1 pseudogene is annotated in these 1,069 nt (G+C 68.1%); it reads right to left on the reverse strand.

From position 1 onward, the window contains the following. Nucleotides 1–1,031 (reverse strand): annotated as a pseudogene (locus tag IEZ12_RS23915) (IS630 family transposase); the annotation flags it as partial. Nucleotides 1,032–1,069: the final 38 nt, after the last annotated feature.

Below are 1,069 nucleotides of genomic sequence, written 5' to 3' on the forward strand. Positions count from 1 at the left end.
TGTAGGGCCGGGGATCGTTGTTCCAGTCCACGACCCAGGTGCGGATCACGTTCGAGGGCCTGGACGGAGCGGTGGACACCACGGCGGAGCTTCTTGTCGGTCAGCTCGGCGAACCACCGCTCGACCAGGTTCAGCCAGGACGAGCCGGTCGGGGTGAAGTGCAGCTGGAAACGGGGGTGGGCCAGCAGCCACTTCTTGATCGTCTCGGTCTTGTGGGTGGCGTAGTTGTCGCAGATCAGGTGCACGTCCAGGCCGGCCGGGACCTCCCGGTCGAGCTTGGCGAGGAACTTCTTGAACTCGGCGGTGCGGTGACGCCGGTGGAGCGAGCCGATGACCTTGCCGGTGGCCGCGTTCAACGCGGCGAACAGGGTCGTGGTGCCCGACCGCAGATAGTCGTGGCTGGCGCGCTCGGGAACACCGGGCATCATCGGCAGCACCGGCTGGGAACGGTCCAGTGCCTGGATCTGGGACTTCTCGTCGACGCAGAGCACCAGGGCCCGCTCGGGCGGGTCGAGGTAGAGCCCGACGACGTCGTGGACCTTGTCGACGAAGAACGGGTCGGTGGACAGCTTGAACGACTCGGAACGGTGCGGCTGCAGGCCGAAGGCCCGCCAGATCCGCGAGACCGTCGACTGCGACAGGCCCACCCGCTTGGCCATCGAGCGGGTGGACCAGTGCGTGGCGTTCTTCGGTTTCGTCTCCAGCGTCATCCGGACCAGCTCGGCCACTTGCTCGTCGGAGACGGTCCGTTCCCGGCCCGGACGCGGCGTGTCGCCCAGCCCGTCGAGCCGGTCCCCGAGGAAGCGGGCCCGCCACTTGGAGACCGTCTCCGCGGTAACCCCGGTGGCAGCGGCCACCGAGCCGACCGACCGGGGCAGCCCATCGGGCTCCACCCCGGCACAGGCCAGCACGATCCGAGCCCGCAACGCCAGGGCCTGCGGAGTCGATTGGCCCCGTACCCAGGTGCCAAGCACCTGCCGCTCGTGATCCGACAACACCAGTACGACCAGCTTCGGCCCAGGACGCCCCATGCGCTGAATAACGACAGATCAAGGACTCAGGACACTAG

This window comes from Kitasatospora griseola, from assembly GCF_014648555.1.
GTDB lineage: Bacteria > Actinomycetota > Actinomycetes > Streptomycetales > Streptomycetaceae > Kitasatospora > Kitasatospora griseola.